Annotated in this window: 1 protein-coding gene; it reads left to right on the top strand. The window is 76.5% G+C overall.

The window, feature by feature from the left end:
* The coding region (locus KDH83_RS33015; RefSeq protein WP_212323283.1) for a hypothetical protein at positions 1-324 on the top strand (324 nt) is incomplete at both ends.

Raw genomic sequence — 324 nt, 5'->3', positions numbered from 1 at the left:
AGGCCAGCGGCCGGCTGCCCGATGGCAGCGTGGCGGGCATTCCGACGGCGGCGCGCCAGCAGACGCAGTCGCGCCAGCAATTGCAGCAGTCGCTCAGCAACCTGAACCGCACGGCGGCGGCCATCGCCGCGCAGCAGGCGGCGCAGGCCGCCGCGCGCCAGGCCGCGGGCAATGCCGCCTCGGGCGTGCCGGACGGCCTGGTCGCCGGCGGGCTGCAGGTCGACACGCAGGCGCTCACGCGCGGCTGGACCCATGCCGAGGCGCCCCGGTCCAGCACCGAGAACGGCCGCACGACGGTCACCATCAACCAGACCGCCGACCGCG

This window comes from Achromobacter sp. Marseille-Q0513 (assembly GCF_018195695.1).
GTDB lineage: Bacteria > Pseudomonadota > Gammaproteobacteria > Burkholderiales > Burkholderiaceae_B > Achromobacter.
This window is presented reverse-complemented; position numbering and strand designations above follow the sequence as displayed.